Source organism: Novosphingobium aromaticivorans DSM 12444, assembly GCF_000013325.1.
Classification (GTDB): Bacteria; Pseudomonadota; Alphaproteobacteria; order Sphingomonadales; family Sphingomonadaceae; genus Novosphingobium; species Novosphingobium aromaticivorans.
Genome location: NC_007794.1, coordinates 2,422,307 through 2,441,839 on the forward strand (window position 1 = coordinate 2,422,307; position 19,533 = coordinate 2,441,839).

20 protein-coding genes are annotated in these 19,533 nt (G+C 63.8%); 1 reads left to right on the forward strand and 19 read right to left on the reverse strand.

Translation table 11 applies throughout. From position 1 onward, the window contains the following. Positions 1-61 precede the first annotated feature (61 nt). Positions 62-751, forward strand: coding sequence for a phosphate regulon transcriptional regulator PhoB (gene phoB / locus SARO_RS11485; protein ID WP_011445924.1), 690 nt, complete (start codon positions 62-64; stop codon positions 749-751). Between the two features lie 48 nt (positions 752-799). Here phoB and SARO_RS11490 read toward each other — a convergent pair whose 3' ends face one another. From SARO_RS11490 to SARO_RS11580, 19 genes are all read right to left on the reverse strand, one after another. Next, positions 800-2,284: a glycosyltransferase family 39 protein gene (locus SARO_RS11490; RefSeq protein ID WP_011445925.1), complete on the reverse strand. Its 1,485-nt coding sequence runs from the start codon at positions 2,282-2,284 to the stop codon at positions 800-802. A 23-nt stretch (positions 2,285-2,307) separates the two neighbouring features. Beyond that, positions 2,308-2,580: a DUF1467 family protein gene (locus SARO_RS11495; RefSeq protein ID WP_011445926.1), complete on the reverse strand. Its 273-nt coding sequence runs from the start codon at positions 2,578-2,580 to the stop codon at positions 2,308-2,310. 5 nt (positions 2,581-2,585) lie between these two features. Then, positions 2,586-4,238, reverse strand: coding sequence for a ribonuclease J (locus tag SARO_RS11500; RefSeq protein WP_011445927.1), 1,653 nt, complete (start codon positions 4,236-4,238; stop codon positions 2,586-2,588). Then, positions 4,235-5,017 carry a type III pantothenate kinase gene (locus tag SARO_RS11505; RefSeq protein WP_011445928.1) on the reverse strand — a complete coding sequence of 261 codons (783 nt, stop codon included), beginning with the start codon at positions 5,015-5,017 and terminating at the stop codon, positions 4,235-4,237. Before SARO_RS11505 ends, SARO_RS11500 begins: the two co-directional genes overlap by 4 nt. Continuing rightward, positions 5,001-5,732, reverse strand: coding sequence for a biotin--[acetyl-CoA-carboxylase] ligase (locus SARO_RS11510; protein ID WP_011445929.1), 732 nt, complete (start codon positions 5,730-5,732; stop codon positions 5,001-5,003). The genes SARO_RS11505 and SARO_RS11510 overlap by 17 nt, the downstream gene beginning before the upstream one ends. Positions 5,733-5,736: 4 nt before the next feature. Then, a complete protein-coding gene (gene nuoN, locus SARO_RS11515; RefSeq protein ID WP_011445930.1) occupies positions 5,737-7,200 on the reverse strand; it encodes an NADH-quinone oxidoreductase subunit NuoN in 1,464 nt (487 codons plus the stop codon). Beyond that, a complete protein-coding gene (locus SARO_RS11520) occupies positions 7,200-8,750 on the reverse strand; it encodes an NADH-quinone oxidoreductase subunit M (protein WP_011445931.1) in 1,551 nt (516 codons plus the stop codon). Before SARO_RS11520 ends, nuoN begins: the two co-directional genes overlap by 1 nt. Beyond that, positions 8,747-10,816: an NADH-quinone oxidoreductase subunit L gene (gene nuoL, locus SARO_RS11525; protein ID WP_011445932.1), complete on the reverse strand. Its 2,070-nt coding sequence runs from the start codon at positions 10,814-10,816 to the stop codon at positions 8,747-8,749. The genes SARO_RS11520 and nuoL overlap by 4 nt, the downstream gene beginning before the upstream one ends. A 9-nt stretch (positions 10,817-10,825) precedes the next feature. Further along, positions 10,826-11,131, reverse strand: a complete 306-nt coding sequence (nuoK, locus tag SARO_RS11530; RefSeq protein WP_011445933.1) for an NADH-quinone oxidoreductase subunit NuoK — start codon at positions 11,129-11,131, stop codon at positions 10,826-10,828. After that, a complete protein-coding gene (locus SARO_RS11535; protein WP_011445934.1) occupies positions 11,131-11,748 on the reverse strand; it encodes an NADH-quinone oxidoreductase subunit J in 618 nt (205 codons plus the stop codon). The genes nuoK and SARO_RS11535 overlap by 1 nt, the downstream gene beginning before the upstream one ends. A gap of 27 nt (positions 11,749-11,775) precedes the next feature. Beyond that, positions 11,776-12,261 (reverse strand): NADH-quinone oxidoreductase subunit NuoI, encoded by a 486-nt coding sequence (gene nuoI, locus SARO_RS11540; protein ID WP_011445935.1) that lies wholly within the window; start codon positions 12,259-12,261, stop codon positions 11,776-11,778. Further along, the gene (gene nuoH / locus SARO_RS11545) at positions 12,258-13,301 is read right to left on the reverse strand and encodes an NADH-quinone oxidoreductase subunit NuoH (RefSeq protein ID WP_011445936.1); all 1,044 of its coding nucleotides are present in this window, start codon (positions 13,299-13,301) and stop codon (positions 12,258-12,260) included. Before nuoH ends, nuoI begins: the two co-directional genes overlap by 4 nt. Positions 13,302-13,440: 139 nt before the next feature. After that, complete coding sequence (gene nuoG, locus SARO_RS11550) at positions 13,441-15,450, reverse strand: NADH-quinone oxidoreductase subunit NuoG (RefSeq protein ID WP_011445937.1); 2,010 nt, start codon at positions 15,448-15,450, stop codon at positions 13,441-13,443. 117 nt (positions 15,451-15,567) lie between these two features. Continuing rightward, complete coding sequence (nuoF, locus tag SARO_RS11555) at positions 15,568-16,854, reverse strand: NADH-quinone oxidoreductase subunit NuoF (protein WP_011445938.1); 1,287 nt, start codon at positions 16,852-16,854, stop codon at positions 15,568-15,570. Position 16,855: 1 nt separating this feature from the next. After that, a complete protein-coding gene (locus tag SARO_RS11560; protein ID WP_011445939.1) occupies positions 16,856-17,524 on the reverse strand; it encodes a complex I 24 kDa subunit family protein in 669 nt (222 codons plus the stop codon). Continuing rightward, positions 17,517-17,714, reverse strand: a complete 198-nt coding sequence (locus SARO_RS11565) for a hypothetical protein (protein WP_011445940.1) — start codon at positions 17,712-17,714, stop codon at positions 17,517-17,519. The genes SARO_RS11560 and SARO_RS11565 overlap by 8 nt, the downstream gene beginning before the upstream one ends. Beyond that, positions 17,711-17,926 carry a hypothetical protein gene (locus SARO_RS11570; RefSeq protein ID WP_011445941.1) on the reverse strand — a complete coding sequence of 72 codons (216 nt, stop codon included), beginning with the start codon at positions 17,924-17,926 and terminating at the stop codon, positions 17,711-17,713. Before SARO_RS11570 ends, SARO_RS11565 begins: the two co-directional genes overlap by 4 nt. Beyond that, a complete protein-coding gene (locus tag SARO_RS11575) occupies positions 17,923-18,273 on the reverse strand; it encodes a nuclear transport factor 2 family protein (RefSeq protein WP_011445942.1) in 351 nt (116 codons plus the stop codon). The genes SARO_RS11570 and SARO_RS11575 overlap by 4 nt, the downstream gene beginning before the upstream one ends. After that, entirely contained in the window at positions 18,270-19,481 is a 1,212-nt protein-coding gene (locus tag SARO_RS11580) for an NADH-quinone oxidoreductase subunit D (RefSeq protein WP_011445943.1), read from the reverse strand. Before SARO_RS11580 ends, SARO_RS11575 begins: the two co-directional genes overlap by 4 nt. Positions 19,482-19,533: the final 52 nt, after the last annotated feature.

Below are 19,533 nucleotides of genomic sequence, written 5' to 3' on the forward strand. Positions count from 1 at the left end.
GTTCGTCACACGACCGTAACATCGGTAGTGTCTTGGCAAACTGACTGTCATGGAGGTTTGCGTGCCTGCTCCCAAGCTGCTGCTGGTTGAAGACGACACGGCGCTTGCCGAACTGGTGGAATACCGGTTCCGCGGTGAAGGTTACGACGTTCGCACCACCGACGACGGCGATGAAGCGCTGTTGCTTGCGGCCGAGGATACACCGGATCTGGTCCTGCTGGACTGGATGATCGGCGGAACCAGCGGGATCGAGGTCTGCCGCCGCCTGCGCCGGAACAAGGAAACCGCGCACGTCCCGATCATCATGCTCACCGCGCGCAGCGACGAGGACGACCGCATCCGCGGCCTCGAAATCGGCGCCGACGATTACGTGACCAAGCCCTTCTCCCCGCGTGAGCTGATCGCCCGCGTCGGCGCAGTCCTGCGCCGGGTGCGCCCGGCGCTGGCGGGCGAGACGATTACCGTCGGCGACCTGTCGCTCGATCCCACCGCGCACCGCGTTTCGCGGCGCGGACAGCCGATGAAGGTCGGCCCCACCGAATTCCGCCTGCTCAAGCATTTCATGGAGCACCCCGGCCGGGTCTTCTCGCGCGGGCAACTGCTCGACGCGGTGTGGGGTAGCGGCAGCGACATCGAACTGCGCACGGTGGACGTCCACATCCGCCGCCTTCGCCAGGCCATTGCCGTTCCGGGTGCCGCCGATCCGGTGCGGACGGTACGCTCTGCCGGATACGCGCTCGAAGGCGTCTGATCGCCCAGGCCGTAAACTCATAAAGCGCGCTCTTTATGAGTTTACGGCCTAGCGGTCGATCCGCTTGAGCACTGCGTTGTAATCCAGCGCGCCGGCGGACTCGGTACAGGGGCCCGGCCGCGCGAAGACGCAATACTGCTGTTCGAACAGGGGTTTCGTGGGCGACATGCAGCCGACGAAGCGGAAGCTCGGCGGGAGCTCCCCCATGTGTTCGGCAGGAGCGACGGCCACGTTGAACCGCGCCTCGGCTCGCCTTGCCACCTCGGGTGCCGAGGGACCATCGATCAGCAGTGTCCCGACACCGCGATTCAGGACGGCCCGCGATAGGAAAGGCACGTCGCGGATGCGATAGGTGGCAATTCCGCAAAGACCGGGCTGCGCGCGTACGGTGCGCATGGTGCGCAAGGGTGCCTGACCGACGCCCCAGTTGATCTTGAACGGCTCTGTCGCGGCGACAAGAACGGACGCTCCCAGCCACAGGCTCAGGACGAAGGCGAAACCACCGACGGCCAGGGCCCTGCCCCTTCGCCTGGCAATCCACCCGGCAATATCCACGGACCCGATCGCGCCCAGCAGGACAAGCAGTGAGACGCCAAGCAGGATGAACCGGTATTCCTTGTGCCCGATCGCGGAATGAACAGCGATCACCGTCAGGGCCGTCAGCAGCAGCATCGGATATCGACGTGCGCCCGCGGCGATGGCCGGGACGAGCAGAATGGCGATGTATTGCCATTGCCAGACGAAAACCCGCAGGTACCAATCCGCCGTTTCCACGCCATAGGCGTGGCTGCGCTGTTCCACGACGTTCGCGAAGACGTTGCGCACGATCCACACCAGTGGAAGCTGTCCCATCGCGCCATTGGCGATCACGTCGCAGGCAACCGCCAGCAATGCCCCTGCGAGCATGGGCAGCCACGCCCGCCTGACCTCCAGACGCCCCGCCCAGAGGAACGGGATAGCCAGGGCCGGCCCCAGCGGAAACCGCGTGATGAAACCCAGTCCCAGAAGAAAGCCACCCGCGAGCGCGAGGCGCACATCGCCTCGTTCGCGAAACCGGACGAGCAGTGCCAGGCCGGGAAGGATTGCCAGCACCGACAGCGTGTCGCTTGACGTGCGCGGTGCGAAATAGGCGAAATCCACCCAGACCGCCGCCACGAACGCGGCAGCAATCGCGTGGCGACGGCTGAACCGCGCCCCGAGCGACCACCCCGCCCAGACCGTCCCCAGCGAGGCGAGCACCATGAACAGCCGTGGCAGCACAAGGTGCAGCTCGCCCAGCGGATCGATCAGGTGGCCTAGCCAGACCGGCCCCAACAGGATGAGCGGGATCAGCCAGCTACGAATGCCGAGGCGTATGTCCCAGGTGCGTATCCAGTCGCCCGTGACCAGCCCATAGGCCGGCTCGACGTACTGCCACACCTCGTCTGCGTGATGATAGAAGGTCGCGATGGCGATGGGCACGCGAAACGCCAGCGCCAGCAGCATCAGCCACACGAGCGCCGGATCGATCCGCCGTGATCCAGCCTTGTCCACCAGTCTGCCCCCGGGTCTGACGACTAGTGGCCGAAGTAGGTCGTCAGGTCGAGGTCGGCGACCGTGATCCATTCATTGAAATAGTTGGCGTAGAAAAACGCGAACATCAGCGTCGCCAGGATGGTGGCGCGGATGGCGATCTTTCGCGGCTTGAAATTGGCGGGCGCGCTGTCTGCCTGCCCCGACACTTTCGCGTGGCCCAGTTCGTCGTGGGTGCGTACGCCAAAGGGCAGGACGATGAACGCCGCCATGACCCAGAACAGCCCGTAAATGGCAATGATCGACGTCCACTTCACGCGAGTCAGCCTTCCCGCAGCAGGACCTGGACAACCGGCTTCTTGCCGGACCAGCGCTGGCCCGTGCGCCTTACCGCAAGGCGCACGGCTTCGGCAACGGCGAACCTGTCGCGGCGACGGTCGCCCTTCAGATTGCGCACCGTTTCTGCCGCCTCGACCTTCGCTTCGGCCATGAAGGCTTCCATGTCTTCGTCGAGCGGGATGCCGATCGTGGCAATGTCGACGTCACTGACCAGATGGCCATCGAGCCGTACTGCCAGCGCAACGGTAATCAGCCCGTTGGCTCCCAGCTTCCGCCTTGCGGCAACCGCTTCGCCATCGGCGGGGGAGATGATGTCGCCGTCCAGCACGAGGCGTCCCGCGCGTTCCTCGGACAGCTTCTTCGGACCATTGGGGGCAAGGCGGATGAGATCGCCGTTCTTCTGGACGATTGCCTTGGGTATGCCTTCGTCCAGACCGAGTTGCGCCTGTTCGGCCATGTGCCGGATCTCGCCATGGACGGGCACGAGGATTTCGGGCCGCAGCCACTCGTAGAGCGCCATCAGTTCGGGCCGTCCCGGATGTCCGGAAACATGGATCATCGACTGCCGGTCGGTCACGATCCGCACGCCCTTTTCCACCAGCGCGTTCTGGACGCGGCCGATGGCAAGCTCGTTGCCCGGAATCTGGCGCGTCGAGAAAAGCACCGCGTCGCCCTTCTCAAGCTTGACCGGATGCTGGTCCGCCGCAATGCGCGCCAGCGCCGCGCGCGGTTCGCCCTGCCCTCCCGTCGCCAGGACGAGCAACTCGCCTCGCGGCAGGTCCATCGCATCGTCCATGTGCACGGTTTCGGGAAAATTCTTGAGATAGCCGCACGACTGCGCGACGCGGATGATCCGGTCGAGCGAGCGCCCTGCGACGCAGACACGCCGCCCGGTCGCTTCCGCCACTTCGCCCAGCGTCTGCAAGCGGGCCACGTTCGACGCGAACGTGGTGACCACCACCCGGCGCCCCTTTTGCGCGGCCACGGCTTCAAGCAGGCCCGCCCGCACAGCACCTTCGGAACCGGAAGGGTTTGGATTGAACACGTTGGTAGAATCGCAGACCAGCGCGAGCACGCCCTCATCGCCGATGGCGGTCAGTTCCTCTTCGGTGGCCGGAGTGCCGATGCGTGGCTCGTCGTCCAGCTTCCAGTCGCCGGTGTGGAAAATCCTGCCATGCGGCGTATCGATCAGCAGCGCATTGCCTTCGGCGATCGAGTGGGCCAGCGGAATGTAGCGCAGGCCGAACGGGCCGAGCTGGAACGGATCGAGGTGATCGATGACGTTAAGCTCGACCTCCTTCTCGATCCCCGCCTCGAGCAGCTTCTCGTGCACCAGCTTCGCGGTGAACGGCGTCGCATAGAGCGGCACGCCAAGGTCCTGCGCGAAATAGGGCACCGCGCCGATATGGTCTTCGTGCGCGTGGGTAAGAACGATGCCGACAAGATCGTCCAGCCGCTCCTCGATGAACTCCAGGTCCGCGAACACCAGGTCGATACCCGGATAATAGGGATCGGCAAACGTCATCCCGAGATCGACCATCAGCCACTTGCCGTCGCAGCAATAGAGGTTGACGTTCATCCCGATCTCGCCCGAACCACCCAAGGCGAGGAAAAGCAGTTCCTTGGCAGACTTCACTGGACAGTCACCCGCTCCGCGAGGATCGCAAGGCCATCGAGCGTAAGGTCGGTGTCCACGTGATCGAATATGTCGGTATGGTCGCCGAAAAGTACCGCAAGTCCACCGGTCGCGACGACCTTCGCGGGGCGGCCAATCTCGGCTCGCATCCGCGCGATGAGGCCTTCCATCATGGCAACGTAGCCCCAGAAGACGCCGATGTGCATCTGGTCTTCGGTATTGCGGCCGATCACGCTTTTCGTGCGCGTCGGCGCCTCAATGGCGATGCGCGGCAGCTTGGCTGCGGCATTGACCAGCGCGTCGAGCGACAGGTTGATCCCCGGAGCAATGATCCCGCCCTTGTAGGCACCGTTGAAGTCGACGACGTCGAACGTCGTCGCCGTGCCGAAATCGACCACGATCAGGTCACCGGGGTACTTCGCATGGGCGGCAATGGCATTGACCGCACGGTCCGCGCCAAGCGACCGGGGCTCGTCGACATCGGCCTCGAAGCCCCACTCCACCGGAGGCTGCCCGGCGATCAGCGGATCCAGCCCGAAGTACTTCTGCGCCAGCACGCTGAGGTTGTGGAGGGCGCGCGGAACGACCGTCGAAATCAGGATCTGCTTCACCACCTTCGGATCGAAGCCCTGGAGCTGCATCAGTTGCAGCAGCCAGACCGCGTACTCGTCGGCCGTGCGGCGCGGATCGGTGGCAACGCGCCAGCGCGACTTGATTTCGCGCCCCTCGAACAGCGCGAAAACGATGTTGGTATTGCCGACGTCAACCGCCAGAAGCATGGGAGCCCACCATTTCTATATCGCCCGCGTGGATGGCACGGACCGACCCGTCCGCCAAGCGCATAAGGGCAACGCCATCCTCGTCTATACCCCCGAAGGCCCCGATAATCGTGCCTTGATCGCGGTCCTTGACCGACACCAGCGTCCCCGTAGGCAGGGCGCGCGCCAGCCATTGTTCGCGCAGCAAGGGCCATTCCCCCAGATGCCAGCGCGCCAGTGCATCGGCAAACCTGTCAGCCAGTTCCGTGGCAAAGGCATCGCGCGCAATCGCGTACCCCAGGCCCGATAGCGACGCCGTCTTGCGGTCGGGAACGTCGGGAGCCTGTGCCAGGTTGACGCCGATCCCCACGACCACCGCATTCGCATGGCGTTCCAGCAGGATGCCCGCCAGCTTGGCCTCGCCCACCAGAAGGTCGTTGGGCCATTTGAGCCGCAGGTCGGAAAGGCGCGGTGCCAGGGCCATGACCGCCTGGTGGGCGGCAAGACCGGTAACCAGCGCCAGCGTCTGCGGCAGCGGATCGGCGCCGCGCAACTGCACGACGGTGGAGCCCATGAAATTGCCGAAGCCATCGGACCACGAACGCCCCGCGCGCCCGCGCCCGGCGGTCTGCCGGTCGGCAACCAGCCAATCGCCTTCGTTGAGCAGTTCTCCCCCGCCAAGCCGCGCCAGAAGCGCGGCATTGGTCGAAGGGATTTCAGCAACGGTTGCGATCAATGGATCATCCGACGTGGAACAGCGCGGAGGCCGCATAGTCCGCCAGCGTGCCCAGGCACTTGCTGCCCAGGTACCCCAGCGGAGAAATCGCCAGCGTCGACAGCGCGAGGAGAACCGCGTGCGAAAGTTCGCCCTCGCCCCTCACCTTGTCCACGGCCTCGTCGAAGTACATGACCTTCACGACCTTCAGGTAGTAGAAGGCGCCGATCACGGAGGCTGCGATGCCGAGTGCGGCCAGCACGATCATGTCGGCCTGGACTGCGGCCTGGAACACCACGAACTTGCCCCAGAAGCCGAACAGCGGCGGGATGCCGGCAAGGCTGAACATGACCGAAGCGAGTGCCAGAGCCAGCCACGGGCGCGTCTTCGAAAGGCCGGCAAGGTCGGAAATCGCCTCGACCTGCTCCCCGTTCTCGTCCCGGAGCAGCAGCACCGCGACGAAACCGGCCACCGACATCGCGACGTAAATCGCGAGATAGACGAGCATGGCCGAAGCACCGGCCTTCGTTCCGGTTGCAAGGCCGATGAGGATGAAGCCGACGTTGTTGATCGACGAATAGGCCATCAGGCGCTTGATGTTGTTCTGCCCGATCGCGCCGAGTGCGCCGACGATGATCGAAAGCAGAGAAGCAAAGATCACCACCTGCTGCCAGGCATGCGGCTGACTGCCGAACGCCTCGAAGCTCACGCGCATCAGCAAGCCAAGTGCGGAGACCTTCGACGCCGTGGCGAAGAAGGTCGTCACCGGCGTGGGAGCGCCTTCATAGACGTCGGGCGTCCACATGTGGAACGGCGCGGCGCTGATCTTGAAGGCAAGGCCCGCGAGCACGAAGATCACGCCGAACGTCGCGCCAGTCGAGAGACCGCCGGAAAGTGCCGCATTGATGCCGGCAAAGCTGGTCGTACCGGTGAAGCCATAGGTCAGGCTCATGCCGAAGAGCAGAATGCCCGACGCCAGCGAGCCAAGCACGAAGTACTTGAGGCCCGATTCCGCCGAACGGTCGTCGGTCCGCAGGAATGCCGCCATCACGTAGCTGGCGAGGCTGCTCAGCTCGAGGCCGATGTAGAGCGCCAGCAGATCGCCGGCGGAAACCATCATGCCCATGCCGAGCGATGCGAACAGCACGAGCAGCGGGAATTCCGCACGCATGGCCTTCGCCTTGTCGAAGAACGACTGCGCGACGATCAGCGTGACGCCTGCGCTGGCATAGATCAGAAGCTTGGCAAACGCGGCAAATGCGTCGGCGTGGTGCTGGCCACCGAACGCGGCGACGTCTGCCCCCATGGCCTGGCCCCACAACGCGGGCGCCGCAAGCACGGCACATGCGGCGAGCACCGCAACGGCCAGGATAGAGATCAGGCGCGAGGCCTTGTCACCGCCCCAGGCGGCAATCAGCAGCAGCACCAGCCCCGAGATCGAAATCAGAACCTCGGGCGCGGTGAGCGCGAGCGAACGGGCGATATCCATCAGTGCGCCCCCTCATGCGCGGAATTTTCTTCGGTTGCAGGCTTGGCCTTCCCGACTGCGACCTGCGCGTCCCCCTTGGGCTTCGCCTGCGCGAGACGGGCGTCGAGCGACGCGATGTCCTTGCGCATCGGCGCGATGAAGCTTTCGGGATAGACGCCCATCCACAGGACGACGGCCGCCAGCGGCACCATCATCGCCCACTCACGCTTGTCGAGATCGGGCATGGCGGCGGCATCGGCGTTCTTCTGCTCGCCATAAGCCACCCGGCGGTAGAGGTAGAGCATGTAGGCCGCGCCGAGGATGATCCCGGTCGTGCAGACCAGCGCCACCCAGCTCGAAAGCTGGTAGATGCCGATCAGCGACAGGAATTCGCCGACGAAACCGCTCGTCCCCGGAAGGCCGATCGACGCCATGGTGAATAGCAGGAAGAAGACCGCGTAATAGGGCATGTTGATCGACAGGCCGCCGTAGCGATCGATTTCGCGGGTATGCAGCCGATCGTAGATCACGCCGACGCTGAGGAACAGCGCGCCCGAAACCAGACCGTGGCTGAGCATCACGATCATCGAGCCTTCGAGGCCCTGGCGGTTGAAGGCAAAGAGACCGACCGTGACGATCGCCATGTGCGCAACCGACGAATAGGCGATCAGCTTCTTCATGTCGTGCTGCACGAGCGCGATCAGCGAAGTGATGACAACCGCCGCCATCGACAGCCCGAACACCAGCGGCGCGAACTGCGCGGAGGCTTCGGGGAACATCGGCAGCGAGAAGCGGATGAAGCCATAGCCGCCCATCTTCAGCAGAACGCCGGCAAGAATGACCGAACCGGCGGTCGGTGCCTGCACGTGCGCGTCGGGAAGCCAGGTGTGTACCGGCCACATCGGCATCTTCACCGCGAAGCTGGCGAAGAACGCGAGCCACAGCCAGGTCTGCGCCTTCACCGGGAAGTTGTAGACCATGAGCGTCGGAATGTCGGTCGTCCCGGCCTCGTTCACCATCCAGAACATCGCGATCAGCATCAGGACCGAGCCGAGCAGCGTGTAGAGGAAGAACTTGTAGCTGGCGTAGATACGATCCGCCCCACCCCAGACACCGATGATGAGGTACATCGGAATAAGCCCGGCCTCGAACATGATGTAGAACAGGAACAAGTCCTGCGCCGCGAAGACGCCGATCATCAGCGTCTCCATCAGGAGGAACGCCGCGTAGTATTCGCCCTGGCGCTTGTCGATCGATACCCAGCTTGCCCCGATGCAGATCGGCATCAGGAACACCGTGAGCGCGATCAGCAATAGCGCGATGCCGTCGATGCCCAGCTTCCAGGCAAAGCCTGCGAAGAGCGGGGCGTTTTCGGTAAACTGCCACTGCGCGCCGCCGACGTCGTAGTTCGCCCACAGCACCGCGCCAAGGACGAGGTCCACCAGCGTCGCGACGAGAGCTACCGTCCGCGCCTGTTCGCGCGGGACGACAAGGCACGCCACCGCCGCTGCGAGCGGCACCAGCAGCATCAGCGAAAGGATCGGGAAGCCGGTCCCAAGAAAACCGTTCATTGTGCGATCACCCAGCTGATCGCGCCGACAAGTCCGACGAGCATGACCAGCGCATAGCTATAGAGATACCCCGACTGGAGCTTGGCGGCGGCGCGGCTGCCCTGGGCGACGACCCATGCGGCACCGTTCGGGCCGAAGCGGTCGATGATGCCCTGGTCACCCACCTTCCAGAACACCCGGCCAAGCCACATGGCGGGCACCACGAAGATGTAGTGATAAAGCTCGTCGAAGTACCACTTGTTGAGCAGGAACTTGTAGAGGAACGCGAACTGCTCGACGAAAGCCGCCGGGAACTTCGTGTTCTTGATGTAGGCATACCAGGCGATCAGCAGGCCGGTGGCCATGACCGCGAACGGCGCCCACTTCACCCACGTCGGCACTTCGTGCATCGCGTGGATCAGGTGTTCGCTGAACACCAGCGAGCCCTTCCAGAAGTGGCCGGTGCCTTCGCTGACGAACGCGTGGTGGAACACGAAGCCGGCAAAGACCGCGCCGAGCGAAAGGACGCCGAGCGGAACCAGCATGTTGAGCGGGCTCTCGTGCGGATGGTAGCCCGCCGTGCCGTCGCCATGCTCGTCATGATGTCCATGCGCGTGGTCGTCGTGGCCGTGCGCGTGCCCGTGTGCGTGGCCGTGTGCGTGATCGTCATGCCCATGCGCATCGTGGACCGCATGCTGGATGTGTTCCGACTGCTCCCAGCGCGGCTTGCCGAAGAAGGTGAGGAACACCAGGCGCCACGAATAGAAGCTGGTCAGCAGGGCAGCGAAGATGCCGATGAAGAAGGCGAAGTGCCCAAGCTCGGTACCCTTGGCATAGGCCGCCTCGAGGATCGCATCCTTCGAGTAGAACCCTGCAAAGCCGAACAGGTCGACGATGCCGACGCCGGTGATCGCCAGCGTGCCCATCATCATCGCCCAGTAGGTCAGCGGGATCTGCTTACGCAGGCCGCCGTAGTACCGCATGTCCTGTTCATGGTGCATCGCGTGGATGACCGACCCCGCGCCAAGGAACAGCAGCGCCTTGAAGAAGGCGTGGGTGAACAGATGGAACATCGCCGCGCCATAAGCCGAGACACCGGCGGCGAAGAACATGTAGCCGAGCTGCGAACAGGTCGAATAGGCGATCACGCGCTTGATGTCGGTCTGCGTCGTGCCGACGGTCGCGGCGAAAATGCAGGTCATCGCGCCGATGAAGGTCACGAACGACAGCGCCGTGGGGCTGACTTCGAACATCGGCGAGAGACGGCAAACCATGAACACGCCCGCGGTGACCATTGTCGCCGCGTGGATCAGCGCCGAAACCGGGGTCGGGCCTTCCATCGCGTCGGGAAGCCAGGTGTGCAGGCCAAGCTGCGCCGACTTGCCCATCGCGCCGATGAACAGCAGCAGGCACAGCACGGTCATCGTGTCGAAGCGGTGACCGAGGAAGCCGATGGTGGAACCGGCCATGCCGGGCGCCGCTTCAAGGATAGCAGGGATCGAAACGGTGCCGAACACCAGGAACGTCCCGAAGATGCCCATCATGAAGCCGAGGTCGCCCACGCGGTTGACCACGAAAGCCTTCATCGCGGCGGCGTTGGCGCTGGGCTTGCGGAACCAGAAGCCGATCAGCAGGTACGAGGCAAGGCCAACGCCTTCCCAGCCGAAGAACATCTGCACGAGGTTGTCGGCCGTCACCAGCATGAGCATGGCGAAGGTGAAGAGCGAGAGATACGCGAAGAAGCGCGGCTGGTCCGGCTCCTCGCTCATGTAACCCCAAGAATAGAGGTGCACGAGCGCCGAGACGCTGGTGATGACCACCAGCATGACCGCGGTCAGCGTGTCGACGCGCAGGGCCCACGAGAAATCGAGATCGCCCGAGGTGACCCAGTGCAGGACCGGCGTCACGCTCGCCTCGGCGTGACCGCCGAGGAACGAGAGGAAGATCGGCCACGACAGCGCGCACGAGATGAACAGCGCGCCGGTCGTCACGACCTTGGCCGGAACGGCGCCCAGCTTCTTGTTGCCGAGCCCGGCGATGATCGCTGCCAGAAGCGGCAGGAATACGATGATCAGGATGGAAGACATTGCCCCGCCTCAGCCTTTCATCCGGTTGACGTCGTCGACGGCAATCGTGCCGCGGCCACGGAAATAGATGACCAGAATGGCAAGCCCGATCGCTGCTTCGCCAGCCGCCACCGTCAGCACGAACATCGCGAAGACCTGTCCGACAAGGTCGTGCAGGAACGCGCTGAACGCGACGAGGTTGAGGTTGACCGAGAGCAGGATCAATTCGATCGCCATCAGGATGATGATCACGTTCTTCCGGTTGAGGAAGATGCCCAGGACGCCGAGCACGAACAGGATCGAGCTGACGACGAGATAGTGTTCGATGCCGATCATCAGATCTGGACCCCCTTGCCCACTTCCGGCTGGAGATTGACGGTGGCGTCCTCTGGACGACGCGCGACCTGCTTAGAGACGTTCTGGCCGCGCGTGTCGGTGCGCTGGCGATGGGTCAGCACGATTGCGCCGATCATCGCGACCAGCAGGACGATGCCTGCCGCTTCGAACAGGAACAGGTAGCGGCTGTAGAGGAGAGCGCCGATCGACTCGATATTGGAAGCGCCCGCCGCCTGCATCGCCGAACCGTCAGCCTTGCCCAGCGCGACAGCGCCCGAGCCGCGCACGACCAGTCCCACGAAGAGTTCGACGAACAGCACGACCGCCAGCGCCATGCCCAGCGGGAAGTTCTTGATGAACCCGGCGCGCAGTTCGGCAAAATCGATATCGAGCATCATCACCACGAACAGGAACAACACCGCGACCGCGCCGACGTAGACGATGACCAGCAGCATCGCGATGAATTCGGCGCCTGCCAGCACCATCAGGCCGGCTGCGTTGAAGAACGCGAGAATCAGCCACAGAACCGAATGCACCGGGTTGCGGGCAAGGATCGTCACCGCGCCGCTGAAGATGCACAGCGTGGCGAAGAGATAGAAGGCGAATACCTGGATCATTGGCCGTATTCCATGAACGTGGGGCCCCTAGCGATACGGCGCATCGGCTTCAAGGTTCGCGGCAATCGCCCGCTCCCACTTGTCGCCGTTCGAAAGGAGCTTTGCCTTGTCGTAAAGCAGCTCCTCGCGCGTTTCGGTCGCGTATTCGAAATTCGGACCCTCGACGATCGCGTCGACCGGGCAGGCTTCCTGGCAAAAGCCGCAGAAGATGCACTTGGTCATGTCGATGTCGTAGCGCGTGGTGCGGCGGCTGCCGTCCTCGCGCGGTTCGGCCTCGATCGTGATGGCCTGCGCCGGGCACACGGCTTCGCACAGCTTGCACGCGATGCAGCGTTCCTCGCCATTGGGATAACGGCGAAGGGCATGCTCACCACGGAAACGCGGCGAAAGCGGGTTCTTTTCGAACGGGTAGTTGATCGTCGCCTTGGGCTTGAAGAAATACTTCAAGGTCAGCCAGTGCGCCTTCACGAACTCCCACAGGGTGAAGCTCTTGATGAGCTGTCCAACGGTCATGCGAAGTGTCCGGTAGCCATGAGGTAGCCGCTGACGAGGAACACGAACAGCAGCGATACGGGCAGGAAGACCTTCCAGCCCAGGCGCATCAGCTGGTCATAGCGATAGCGCGGGACCGTCGCCTTCACCCAACTGAAGATGAAGAAGAAGAACAGGATCTTGAGAAGCAGCCACACGAAGCCCGGCACCAGATAGAGCACCGGAATGTCGAGCGGCGGCAGGTATCCACCCCAGAACAGCACGGCGTTCAGCGCACACATCAGCAGCACGTTGGCATATTCGCCAAGCCAGTAGAGCGCGAAAGCCATCGACGAGTATTCGGTCTGGTAACCGGCGACGAGTTCCGATTCCGCCTCGGTCAGGTCGAACGGCGCGCGCGCGGTTTCGGCCATGCCCGAGATCAGGAACATCACCCACATCGGGAACAGTAGCGGGTTCGCGACGAAGCCGTTGATGATCCAGACGTGGCTCTGCTGCGCCTTCACGATGTCGTTCAGGTTGAACGTCCCCGCCCACAGGACCACGCAGATCAGGATGAAGCCGATCGAGACTTCATAGGAAATCATCTGCGCCGAAGCGCGCATCGCCGAGAAGAACGGATACTTCGAGTTGGACGACCAACCCGCGATCACCACGCCGTAAACGCCGAGCGACGAGATCGCGAGCACGTAGAGCAGGCCGACGTTGATGTTGGCCAGAACCGCGCCCGAATTGAACGGGATCACCGCCCAGGCCATCAGCGCGACAGTAAAGGTGATGATCGGCGCGATCAGGAACAGGCCCTTGTTCGCAGCCGTCGGGATGATGGTTTCCTGCAGGAACACCTTCAAGCCGTCCGCGAACGACTGCAGCAGGCCCAGCGGGCCCACCACGTTCGGCCCGCGACGCAGCGCCATCGCCGCCCAGATCTTGCGGTCGGCATAGATGATCATGGCAACACCGAGCATCAACGGCAGCGCGATCAGCAGGATGCCGGCAATGGTCGATATGCCCCAGGCCCACTCGTACGAGAGGCCAAGACCCATGAAGAATTCGGTCATGCCCCCTGACCTCCAGTTTCGTCATGCTGACCTTGTTCCAGCATCCATCCCTCAACCTGCACGGTTCGTGCTGTGGGGCACCATGGACCCTGAAACAAGTTCAGGGTGACGTGGCTTGTTTGGATAGCGGTGCGCATGCTCATTCCGCGGCCTCCGCGAAGCTTTCACCGTGGAGCAGTTCCGCCGAGCAGCGCTGCAGCGTCGGGCTGGAGCGGGCGATGGCGTTGGTCAGGTAGCGGTCCTTGATCGGATAGCCCGCGATCACGCCCTCGGCCTTCACGTCGGCAGACGCGGCAGGCAGCGCACCGTAATCGGCCAGACCTTCCAACCCCAGTGCCGGAACTTCGGCAACCATGGCGGCGCGAAGCTGCTCGAAGCTGTCGAAGCCGACCGAAACTCCCAGCGCATCGGCCATGGCGCGCAAGATCGTCCAGTCCTCGCGGGCATCGCCCGGCGCGAACACGGCTTTCTCCGCATACTGCACGCGGCCTTCGGTGTTGACGTAGGTGCCGTCCTTCTCGCTGAACGCGGCGGCCGGCAGGATCACGTCGGCGGCGTGCGCCGCCTTGTCACCATGATGGCCGATGTGGACGATCATGCTGCCCGCGAACCTGGTGAAGTCCACTTCGTCGGCACCGAGCGAGATCACCATCTTCGGCTTGGCCGCAACGAGGTCGGCAATGCCACCCTTCTGCGCATAGCCGAGCATCAGGCCACCCATGCGGCTCGCCGCCATGTGGACGACGTTGAAGCCGTTCCAGCCCTCACGGACGAGGTTGAACTTTTCGGCGAAGGCCAAGCCCGCGGCCAGCGCACCCTTGCCCAGCGCCGCGCCGCCGACAATGATCGCCGGCTTCTGTGCCGCACCGAACGCATCGCTGACTTCGGCCGGCAGGTTTCCAAGCACTGCCAGATCGTCGCCCAGAAACGTCGCCGGATAGGTCGGGTCCCAGTGCGGGCCGACGATGAACACCTTCGCGCCCTTCTTCGCCGCCTTGCGCAGGCGGGTGTTGAGCAGAGGAGCCTCGTCACGAATCATCGAACCGACGATCAGAACGGCGTCCGCGTCCTCGATGCCAGCCAGCGTCGAGTTGAAGTTCACAGCGGTGAGGTTCGACGTGTCGTAAGCCAAACCGGTCTGGCGGCCTTCGAGCAGGGACGATCCCAGTGCGCCGGCCAGCTTCTTTGCCGCGAACATCGTCTCGCAATCGACCAGATCGCCAGCGATGACCGCGACAGACGAACCCGGGTTGACCTTCGCAACGGCTTCGAACGCTTCGGCCCAGGTCGCTGCGACCAGCTTGCCGTCACGGCGCAGCCAAGGCTTGTCGAGGCGGCGGCGGGTCAGCCCGTCGACCATGTAGCGGCCACGGTCGGACAGCCATTCCTCGTTCACGTCGTCGTTCACGCGCGGCAGGATGCGCAGCACCTCGCGGCCACGGCTGTCGAGCCGGATGTTCGAACCCAGAGCATCCGAAACGTCGATCGACAGCGTCTTCTTCAGCTCCCACGGACGCGCTTCGAACGCATAGGGGCGCGAAGTCAGCGCACCGACCGGGCAGAGGTCGATCACGTTGGCCGAAAGTTCGTGCGCCGCAGCCTTCTCGAGATAGGTCGAAATCTGCATCGTCTCGCCGCGATAAAGCGCACCGATCTCGTCCACGCCCGCGACCTCTTCCGAGAAACGCACGCAGCGGGTGCAATGAATGCAGCGCGTCATCGTCGTCTTGATGAGCGGGCCCATGTACTTCTCGGTCACCGCGCGCTTGTTTTCGTGATAGCGCGAGGCACCGCGGCCATAGGCGACCGACTGGTCTTGCAGATCGCATTCACCGCCCTGGTCGCAGATCGGGCAGTCGAGCGGGTGGTTGATGAGGAGGAACTCCATCACCCCTTCGCGCGCCTTCTTGACCATCTCGGAGTCCGTGCGGATTTCCTGGCCCTCGGTCGCCGGGAGCGCGCAGGAAGCCTGCGGCTTCGGCGGTCCGGGCTTCACTTCGACCAGGCACATGCGGCAATTGCCGGCAATGCTCAGCCGTTCGTGATAGCAGAAGCGCGGGATTTCCTTGCCGGCCAGCTCGCACGCCTGCAGGACGGTGGCGCCTGCCGGAACTTCGAGTTCTACGCCGTCTACCTTAACCTTAGGCATGAAACACTCCGTCATGCTGAACTTGTTTCAGCATCCATCCCGCAACGAACACGGACGGTGCGGGACGAGAGATGGACCCTGAAACAAGTTCAGGGTGACGATGAAGGGCGATGGTCGTCACTCCGCTGCCTCCCGAGCGTTCTCGGCGATCCGGCGCTCGATCTCAGGGCGGAAATGGCGGATCAGGCCCTGGATCGGCCATGCGGCCGCGTCACCCAGCGCACAGATCGTGTGGCCTTCGACCTGCTTGGTCACGTTGAACAGCATGTCGATTTCCTCGACGTCCGCGTCGCCCGTGCGCAGGCGTTCCATCACGCGCCACATCCAGCCGGTGCCTTCGCGGCACGGCGTGCACTGGCCGCAGCTCTCGTGCTTGTAGAAGTACGAAAGGCGGCTGATCGCGCGGACGATGTCGGTCGACTTGTCCATGACGATGACGGCGGCGGTGCCGAGGCCGGAACCGAGAGCGCGCAACCCGTCGAAGTCCATCGGCGCGTCCCAGATCTCGGCGGCCGGAACCAGCGGAACCGACGAGCCGCCGGGGATCACGGCGAGCAGGTTGTCCTTGCCGCCACGAATGCCGCCGCAGTGCTTCTCGATCAGCTCGCTGAACGGGATGCTCATCTCTTCCTCGACCACGCAGGGCCGGTTCACGTGGCCGCTGATCTGGAAGAGCTTGGTGCCCTTGTTGTTCTCGCGCCCGAACGACGAGAACCACGAAGCCCCGCGACGCAGGATCGTCGGCGCGACCGCGATCGATTCCACGTTGTTGACGGTGGTCGGGCAGCCGTAAAGGCCCGCGCCGGCCGGGAACGGCGGCTTGAGGCGGGGCTGGCCCTTCTTGCCCTCTAGGCTCTCGATCATCGCGGTCTCTTCGCCGCAGATGTAGGCGCCGGCACCGCGGTGGACGAAGACGTCGAAATCGTAGCCCGACCCGCTCGCGTTCTTGCCGATCAGGCCCGCGTCATAGGCCTCCTGCACGGCGGCGAACAGCGTATCGGCCTCGCGGATGTATTCGCCGCGAATGTAGATGTAGGCGGCGCGGGCGCGCATCGCATAGCCTGCGATCAGCGCGCCTTCGATCAGCTTGTGCGGATCGTGGCGAATGATCTCGCGGTCCTTGCACGAACCGGGTTCGGACTCGTCCGCGTTGATGACCAGGAATGAAGGACGACCGTCCTTGCTCTCCTTGGGCATGAACGACCACTTCATCCCGGTGGGGAAGCCCGCACCGCCGCGGCCGCGCAGGCCCGAGGCCTTGATTTCCTCGATGATCGCGTCCTGGCCGCGCTCCATCAGGGCCTTGGTGTTGTCCCAGTCCCCGCGGGCACGCGCGGCTGCAAGGTTCCACGGCTGGAAGCCGTAGACGTTGGTGAAGATGCGGTCCTTGTCCTGAAGGGCCATCTTACCACTCCCCCCGATAGTCGTGGTTCTCGGTCACCATCGCGGTCAGGTTGCTGAGCGCCCCCGCCGGCTCGACAGTGTGACGACCGGGAAGCTGCGTGCCGGTCTTCGGCTGCTTGCCCTCAGCCAGCTCGTCAAGGATGCGCTCCATGTCGGCGGCAGTCAGGTCTTCGTAGTTGTCGTCGTTGATCTGGACCATCGGCGCCGAGGCGCAATTGCCCATGCACTCGACCTCGGTCAGCGTGAACATGCCGTCCGGCGTGGTGTGGCCCTTCTTCAGCCCCTTGCCCTTGCAGGCGGCGAGGATGTCGTCCGAACCGCGCAACATGCACGGCGTGGTGCCGCACACCTGCACATGGAAACGGCCGATCGGGGCGATGTTGTACATCGTGTAGAACGTCGCCACCTCGACCACGCGGATAACCGGCATGTCGAGGTAGCTTGCCACGTATTCCATCACCGGGATCGGCAGCCAGCCTTGCGTGTTCAGTTCCGCACCGACCTGGCGCTGCGCAAGGTCGAGCAGCGGCATCACCGCCGAACGCTGGCGTCCGGCCGGATAGCGGGCGACGATCTGCTTCGCCTTCTCGGCGTTCTCGGGCGTCCACTCGAAGCCACCCCAGCGCGCGCGCAGTTCGGGGCTGTCGGGTTCGATAAAGCGATCAGCCATTGGTCCGCCCCCGCTTCAGCCAGATGTCCTGCGCGTAGTGGAACAGCTCGAACCCGCCGATTGCCGCAACCAGCATGGGCAAGGTGTCGGTCGCCTTCGCGCCCAGATACAGTTCGCCGAAGTACCACGCGGCGAGCACGAGGCCCGTCAGCATGGCCCACAGGCGCATGAGGTCAAACGTGGACTTCACCGGATAAACTCCATGGCCGGAGCCAGAATGTCGCTCACTTCTTCGTCATCCTGAACTTGTTTCAGGATCCATGTCGCAGCCTCGCGCGGAGCCTTGTTCAAAAAGGCAACCGCACCCCGAGCGCTGACCCAATCCCACCGGCCCAAACCGGAAGATGGACCCTGAAACAAGTTCAGGGTGACGGGATTGGAAGGGGCCATCGCAGCGATCACCGGATAAACTCCACCCGAGAGCACTTGTCGCCCTCGAAAGAATAGACTGCGACGACGTCGAAAGGCTCGACCAGCGGCGAACCATCGGTGGCGGGGCCGCGCGTCACATGCTCGCGCATCAGCACGTAGGTGCCGACCTGCTGCGCATCCTTGATCTCGGCATGGTTCTGCGGCCAGCGCGCGAACGCGGCGGCAAGGCCCGAACGCGTGCCTTCCTTGCCCTCGCGCACCACATCACCGCGATAGTTCGCCTCGCAGGCGTCGTCGGTCATGTACGAGACGTAGGTGTCCACGTCCTGCGCGTTGTAGGCGGCGATCATCGCCTTGGCGGTTTCAAGATTGCTCAACGGTCGCACTCCCCGAACACCACGTCGATCGCGCCGAGGATGGCGGTCGCGTCGGGCAGCATGTGACCCTTGCACATGAAGTCCATTGCCTGGAGGTGGCTGAACGCGGTCGGGCGGATCTTGCAGCGGTACGGCTTGTTCGAACCATCCGAGACCAGATAGACGCCGAATTCGCCCTTGGGGCTTTCCGTCGCGACATAGACCTCACCGGCCGGCACATGGAAGCCTTCGGTGTAGAGCTTGAAATGATGGATCAGCGCTTCCATCGACTGCTTCATCTCGGCGCGCTTGGGCGGCACGACCTTGCGGTCGGTGCTGGCAACCGGACCGTCCGGCATCTGTTCGATGCACTGCTTCATTATGCGGGCCGACTGGCGCACTTCCTCGACGCGGACCATGAAGCGGTCATAGCAGTCGCCGCTGGTGCCGACGGGAATGTCGAACTCCATGCGGTCATAGACGTCGTAGGGCTGGCTCTTGCGCAAGTCCCAGGGAATGCCCGAACCCCGGATCATGGGTCCCGAGAAGCCCCAACGCAGCGCGTCTTCCTTGGAGACGACGGCGATGTCGACATTGCGCTGCTTGAAGATGCGGTTGTCGACCACAAGGCTCATCGCGTCGTCGAACAGCGGGTGCAGGCGTTCGTCGATCCAGTCCGCCATGTCGGTCAGCAGCTTGAGCGGCACGTCCTGGTGCACGCCGCCCGGGCGGAACCACGCCGAGTGCATGCGGGCGCCCGATGCGCGCTCGAAGAAGTTGAGGCAGTCCTCGCGGATTTCGAACAGCCACAGGTTCGGCGTCATCGCGCCCACGTCCATGACATGCGACCCGAGGTTGAGCATGTGGTTGCAGATGCGGGTCAGCTCGGCGAACAGCACGCGAAGGTACTGGGCGCGCAGCGGAACCTCGATGTTCAGCAGCTTTTCGACCGCCAGCACATAGGAGTGCTCCATGCCGAGCGGCGAGCAGTAGTCGAGCCGGTCGAAATAGGGCAGCGCCTGGAGGTAGGTCTTGTGCTCGATCAGCTTCTCGGTGCCGCGATGGAGCAGGCCGACGTGCGGATCGATGCGCTCGATGATCTCGCCGTCCAGTTCCATCACCATGCGCAGCACGCCATGCGCCGCAGGGTGCTGGGGACCGAAGTTGATCGTGTAGTTGGTGATGACCTCGTCGCCGGTGGTCGGCGACTGTTCGAGGCTCAGGCTCATGCGGACAGCTCCTCGGAACCAGCACCGTCATGCTGAACTTGTTTCAGCATCC